Annotated in this window: 4 protein-coding genes; 2 read left to right on the top strand and 2 right to left on the bottom strand. The window is 71.0% G+C overall.

The features are described from left to right. Window positions 1-42 precede the first annotated feature (42 nt). A complete protein-coding gene (locus BHU15_RS37330) occupies window positions 43-1398 on the top strand; it encodes an MFS transporter (RefSeq protein ID WP_069631126.1) in 1356 nt (451 codons plus the stop codon). A gap of 33 nt (window positions 1399-1431) precedes the next feature. On the opposite strand, the gene BHU15_RS37325 is transcribed toward BHU15_RS37330, so the two are convergent. Then, on the bottom strand, window positions 1432-2415 hold the full coding sequence (locus tag BHU15_RS37325; protein ID WP_069631125.1) for an acetylxylan esterase: 984 nt from the start codon (window positions 2413-2415) through the stop codon (window positions 1432-1434). 43 nt (window positions 2416-2458) lie between these two features. Continuing rightward, window positions 2459-4573: an amylo-alpha-1,6-glucosidase gene (locus BHU15_RS37320; RefSeq protein ID WP_069631124.1), complete on the bottom strand. Its 2115-nt coding sequence runs from the start codon at window positions 4571-4573 to the stop codon at window positions 2459-2461. 141 nt (window positions 4574-4714) lie between these two features. Between BHU15_RS37320 and BHU15_RS37315 the strand changes: the two genes are divergently transcribed. Further along, a complete protein-coding gene (locus BHU15_RS37315; RefSeq protein WP_069631123.1) occupies window positions 4715-5764 on the top strand; it encodes a LacI family DNA-binding transcriptional regulator in 1050 nt (349 codons plus the stop codon). Window positions 5765-5781: the final 17 nt, after the last annotated feature.

Below are 5781 nucleotides of genomic sequence, written 5' to 3'. Positions count from 1 at the left end.
CCCGTCCCCGCCCCCACCTTCCTCCGACAAGGGGCTCTCCCCATGCCGCACTCCAACGCGCTGAACAGGCTCAACCGCCTGCCCGTCGCGCGATTCCACAAGTTCACGCTGGTGGCTGTCTCCTTCGCCTACTTCTTCGAGTTCGCCGACATCAACAGCTTCGCCACCACCGCCCCGAGGCTGGTCAAGCTCTGGGGCGTCACCGTCGACCAGGTCGCGTACGTCACGTCGCTGTCGTTCGTCGGCATGTTCATCGGGTCCGTGGTGGCCGGCTGGCTCGCCGACCGCTGGGGCCGCAAGCGGACACTGACCATGACCACGGTCTGGTTCTGCACGTTCTCCTTCGTGTCCGCCTTCGCCTGGGACATCGTCTCGCTCGGCGTGTTCCGCGTCCTCACATCGGCGGGCCTGTCCGCGATGACCGTCGTCGCGGTGATCTACATCAGCGAGCTGTTCCCCGCCGCCGTACGTGGCAAGTACCAGGCGTACGCGATCGTCATCGGCATCTGCGGCACACCGGTCACCAACCTCATCGCCAGCTTCGTCGTACCGATCAACGACTGGTCGTGGCGGCTCGTCTATCTCTGGGGCGCCTTCGGGATCGTCTTCATCCTCTTCGCCCGGCGGATGAAGGAATCACCCCGCTGGTACGAGAGCAAGGGGGAGTACGCCAAGGCCGACGCCGTCCTCAAGGAGATCGAGGCGGAGGTCGCCGCGGAGAAGGGACCGCTTCCGGAACCGGCCGTGCCCGTCGAGTCGGCGCCCGCGCCCAAGACCTCGCTGCGCTTCCTGCTCCAGAAGAAGTACCTCTTCCCGACCGGTCTGCTCACCGTGTTGTGGGTGACCCAGACCATCGGCTTCTTCGGCTACTCCTCATGGGCTCCGACCCTGCTCGCCCAGGAGGGCTTCAGCGTCGAGAAGTCCATCTTCTACGTGGCGCTCACCACCGTCGGCGCTCCACTGGGGTCCTTCTTGGCCGCGATGGTCACCGACCGGTTCGAACGCAAGTGGTGTCTGGTGGCGTTCGGCATGACCATCGCGCTCTGCGGGCTGCTGTATGGGCTCACCTTCAACCCGATCCTGATCGTGGTCTTCGGCTTCCTGGTCAACATGTTCGAGCGCGGCTACACGGCCCTGGCGTACGCCTACTCGCCCGAGCTGTTCGACACCCACGGGCGTTCGCTCGGCACCGGTATCTCCTACGGCCTCGGCCGTCTCTCCAACGCGGCGGGCCCACTGATCATCGCGGCCCTCTACAACGGCTCCGGCTACCAGAGCGTGTTCCTCTTCATCGCCGGCATGTGGCTGCTGGGCGCCGTGGTGCTGGCCGCCTTCGGGCCCCGTACCCGGCAGGCACGGATCACGCCCGGACGGCCGGCACAACCGGCGAAGGTCTGACACCTGGGAACCCCGGAGCCCGCGGGCCCGGTCTCAGCGGGTGGCGCCGAGCCCCGGCAGCCCCCGCAGGAAGCGCAGTTGTTCCAGGTCCTGGAAGTAGCCGCCGCCCTCATGGCGGTTCCACGGCCACACCCGGATGTCCTTCGGCCCGGCCCAGTGGTTGTACGCCGCGAACACCGTGGACGGCGGGCAGATGTCGTCCATCAGCGCCGCCGAGAACAGCGCCGGGGCGTGTGCGCGGGTCGCGAAGTTGACCCCGTCGAAGTAGGACAGCGTCCGGAACACCCGCTCCGCCGACTCCCGGTGGGTCCGCAGATACGTCCAGATCTCGCGGTACGCGTTGCCCTCCACGACCTGGAGCGCACGCCGGTAGTGGCACAGCGACGGCTGGTTGACCAGTGCGGCCGACACATCGTCGCTCAGCGCCGCCGCGGCCAGGGCGATACCACCGCCCTGGCTGCCGCCGGCGATGACGATACGCGCCGGGTCGACCGACGGATGGGTCCGGGCGGCGTCCACCGCCCGGACCGCGTCGGTGAAGACCCGGCGGTAGTAGTAGTCCGCCGGGTCCTCGATGCCCCGGGTGACCATGCCCGGCGACGACGACCCGCCGCTGCCGTGCGGGTCGCCCGTCGCGCCCGGCTGGAGTGAACCGCCCTGGCCGCGCGTGTCCATCAGCAGATGCGCGTATCCCGCCGACGGCCAGGTCAGCCACTCGTACGGGAAGCCGCGCCCGCCGCCGTAACCGAGGAAGCCCACCACACACGGCAGCGGCCCGGTCGCGGACGCGGGCACCAGCAGCCAGCCCGCCACCGGGTCACCGCCGAAGCCCGGGAAGCTCACGTCGTACACGTCCACCTCGGTGAGACAGGCGTCGTACGGCGTGAACACCGGCGCGCGGTCATGGCGCCTCGCCTCTTCGAGCGTGTCCGCCCAGAAGGCGTCGAAGTCCGACGGCTCCTCCCGGTCGGGGAGGTAGCCGCGCAGCTCCTCCAGGGGCAGGTCCATCAGCGGCATGGCAGCGGTTCCTTCTCGGCGGCGGCAGATACGGCGGGCTGGTTCAGGCGCGGTCGGCGCCGTGCACGGTGAGCGTGTCCGGGGCGGTCACCCGCACCTGACCCGTCGCGTCGAGCCGTACCTCCAGGGGCGCGCCCGCCACCCGCAGACCGGTCAGGTGCAGCGGGCCGACGCCCTCGCCGGCGCGCGGCGAGAAACGCAGCGTGCCTTCCGGCACATCGGCCTCCAGACCGAGCACGGCCGTGAGCAGTGTGACGGCGGACGCCGCCGACCACGCCTGCGGGCGGCACGAGGCCGGATACGGGGCGGGCACACTGTCGACGGCCGAGCCGTGACCGGCGAACAGCTCGGGCAGCCGGCCCTCGAACGCCGGTGACGCGGCGATCAGACCCTCGGCCAGCGACGCGGCCTCCGCCGGGAAACCCGCCCGGACCAGACCGTGCACGGCGATGGCGGTGTCGTGCGGCCAGATCGAACCGATGTGATACCCGAACGGGTTGAAACCGGTCGAATCCGTGCTCAATGTACGCAGTCCGAAGCCCGAGTTCAGCTCCGGACCGGCCAGCCGGGCGGCGAGCAGCGCGCTCTCCTCCTCGTCGAGCAGCCCCGTGCCCAGCAGATGCCCGAAGCCCGAAGTGACCGAGTCCACCGGGCGCTTGGCGGCGTCGAGCGCCACGGCCGGATAGCGGCCCGCCTCGTCCTCGACCCAGAAGGTCTCCCGGAACCGGCGCTTGAGCCGCTCCGCCCACTCCTCCCAGCGCTCCGCGCCGGGCCGCCCGAACGCGCGCAGCAGCGCGGCGCCGCCCATGGCCGCCTCGTACCCGTACGCCTGGACCTCGCACAGCGCGATCGGGGCCTCCGCGTGCGTGCCGTCGCGCCAGCGGATCGCGTCGCCGGAGTCCTTCCAGCCCTGGTTGGAGAGCCCGAGCCCCGAGGCGTTGACGTATTCGAGCAGGCCGTCGCCGTCCGCGTCGCCGTACGTCGCCAGCCACTCCAGGGCGGCTTCGGCGTGCGGCAGCAGGTCACGCACCTGCTCGGGGTCCATGCCCCAGCGCCACGCGTCGTGCAGCAGGATCACCCACAGCGGGGTGGCGTCGACCGTGCCGTAGTAGACCGGCGGCAGGGACGCGCCCTCGTTCAGCTTCCGCGCCTCGCGGCGTACTTCGTGCAGGATCTTGCCGGGCTGCTCGTCGGTGCGCTCGTCGACGATGGTGCCCTGGCGGCGGGCAAGAGTGCGGAGGGTGCCCGCCGCCAGGTCGCTGCCGAGCGGCAGCAGCATGCGCGCCGCCCACAGCGAGTCTCGGCCGAACAGGGTGAGGAACCAGGGCGATCCGGCGGCGAGGAACTGGTCGTCGGGGTGCTCGGGATCGGACAGCAGCAGCCGCTCCAGGTCACCGACCGAGCGGGCGAAGAGCTGGTCCATGCGCTGATCGGCGCTGCGCAGCCCGGTCTTGGACCACGGCACCGCGTCGCGCGCCACCGCCGGGAAGCGCTGCGGCTCGTCGTCGGCGACGGTGCACTCCAGGGTCGTACGCCACGACGTACGCGGCGCGAGCGCCACCTCGAACCGCAACTGGCCCGCGCCGGCGTCGATCCGTGGGGAACCGGCGGAGGCGCTCAGCCGCACAGCGACCTCGTCCCTGCGCCACAGGAGCGCGCCGTCCTCGATCCCGGCGGGCAGCGCGGGGACCCGGTGGCCGGACTTGACGTCGTGCATGCTCGCCAGGTCGGTGCCCGCGCTGACGACGACCTCCACCCGTATGTCCTTCACGCCCGCGTTGGCGATCTCCAACTCCTCGCGCAGCACGCCCGGTTCGAGCGAGCGCACGCGGTGCAGCGTGACGGCCGGGTCGGCGGTGTGCTCGCCGACACCGCGCAGCACGGCGCGGAACGCCGTCCGGTCGGCGGCGGCCAGCGTGTGGCTCACGGGGAGGACGGGCACGCCCTCGACCCGGACCGAGAGCGTGGAGAGCAGCCGGCGATCACCGTGGAAGAACCCGTCGGGTCCGCCGGCGATGTCTCCGGCCGGCCGGGACAACACCAGGCTGGGCGCGTAGAGCGTGGTGCAGACGTCGTGCAGAAAGGGCTGGAGGCCCTCGGTGACGACGTCCGCGGGCGGCTGGTGACCGGTGGGGTTTCCCTGGACGACCGTGTTCACTGTGTGGCGCCTCTCATGATTTGGATCGATCAAAATTCACCTTAACCCTTGCCAACCTGCCATGGGAAAGAGTTTTATCGATCCATTGCAGATGCGGCGCCGCATTTCGAGCGGCAGCCGTGCGTGGATCGGAGGCCGTTGGTGGCACGTACGACGTCGGCAGGCGGACGCAAGTCAGGGCCGGTCACCCTGGCTCTCGTGGCCCAACGGGCCGGGGTGTCCACCCAGACGGTGTCCAACGCGCTCAACTCGCCAGAACTCCTCGCGCCCGCCACCCTGAAGCGGGTCCGTCAGGCGCTCGACGAGCTGGACTACCGGCCCCACCAGGCCGCCCGTTCGCTGCGTACCCGCTCCAGCAGACTGATCGGATACGGCGTACAGCCCACGCCGCCCGGCCTGTCGACGCCCGTGTCCGACCACTTCCTGCACGCGCTGTCGGACTCGGCGGACCAGGCGGGCTACCGCATACTGCTCTTCGCCTCGCTCCTGGGCGCCGACGACGAGGCCGAACGCTACGACGAGTTGCTGCGCGAGCACTCGGTCGACGGGTTCGTCCTCAACAACACCTACCGCGGCGACAAACGGCCGGCCTGGCTGCACAAGAAAGGGGTGCCGTTCGTCGCGTTCGGCCGGTGGTCGGCGAAGGACACCGGCGACTGGGTGGACGTCGACGGTGCCCACGGCACCGCCGCCGCCGTCGACCAGTTGGTGGCGGCCGGGCACCGGAAGATCGCGTTCCTGGGCTGGCCGCGCGGCTCGGGCGTCGGTGACGACCGCGCCGGCGGCTGGCGCGAGGCGATGCGCCGGCACGACCTGCCCGTCCGTGACCTGCGGGTGTCGTCGGTCGACGAGGTGGACGCCGCCCGCACCGCGGTCGCCCGCGTCGTGGGCCGCGCCACCGCCGTGGTGGCGGCCAGCGACACCCTGGCGCTCGGCTGTTACCGCGCGCTGCGGGACGCCGGGCTCAGCCCCGGGCGTGACGTGGCGGTCGTCGGCTTCGACGACTCGCCCGCCGCGCGCCTTCTCTCACCGAGCCTCAGCAGCCTCCGTCAGCCGCTGGACGAGGTCGGCCGGGCCTGCACCCGGATACTCATGGCCCGCATCAAGGACCCGGACGCCGCGCCGGAGCGCGTGCTGCTGGCCCCCGAACTGATCGTCAGGGAGAGCTCGTCGGCCGAATCCCACCCCTGAGCCGCCTGCCCCTGATC

The sequence above is a fragment of the Streptomyces niveus genome (assembly GCF_001723055.1).
In the GTDB taxonomy this organism is placed as follows: domain Bacteria; phylum Actinomycetota; class Actinomycetes; order Streptomycetales; family Streptomycetaceae; genus Streptomyces; species Streptomyces niveus.
The sequence above is the reverse complement of the archived record's forward strand: the minus strand, read 5'-3'. Positions and strand labels throughout refer to the sequence as shown.

Bases quoted from the DNA above. Each gene is read 5' to 3' on its own strand.
- BHU15_RS37330 (WP_069631126.1), top strand. From the start codon at position 43: ATGCCGCACTCCAACGCGCTGAACAGGCTCAACCGCCTGCCCGTCGCG.
- BHU15_RS37325 (WP_069631125.1), bottom strand. From the start codon at position 2,415: ATGCCGCTGATGGACCTGCCCCTGGAGGAGCTGCGCGGCTACCTCCCC.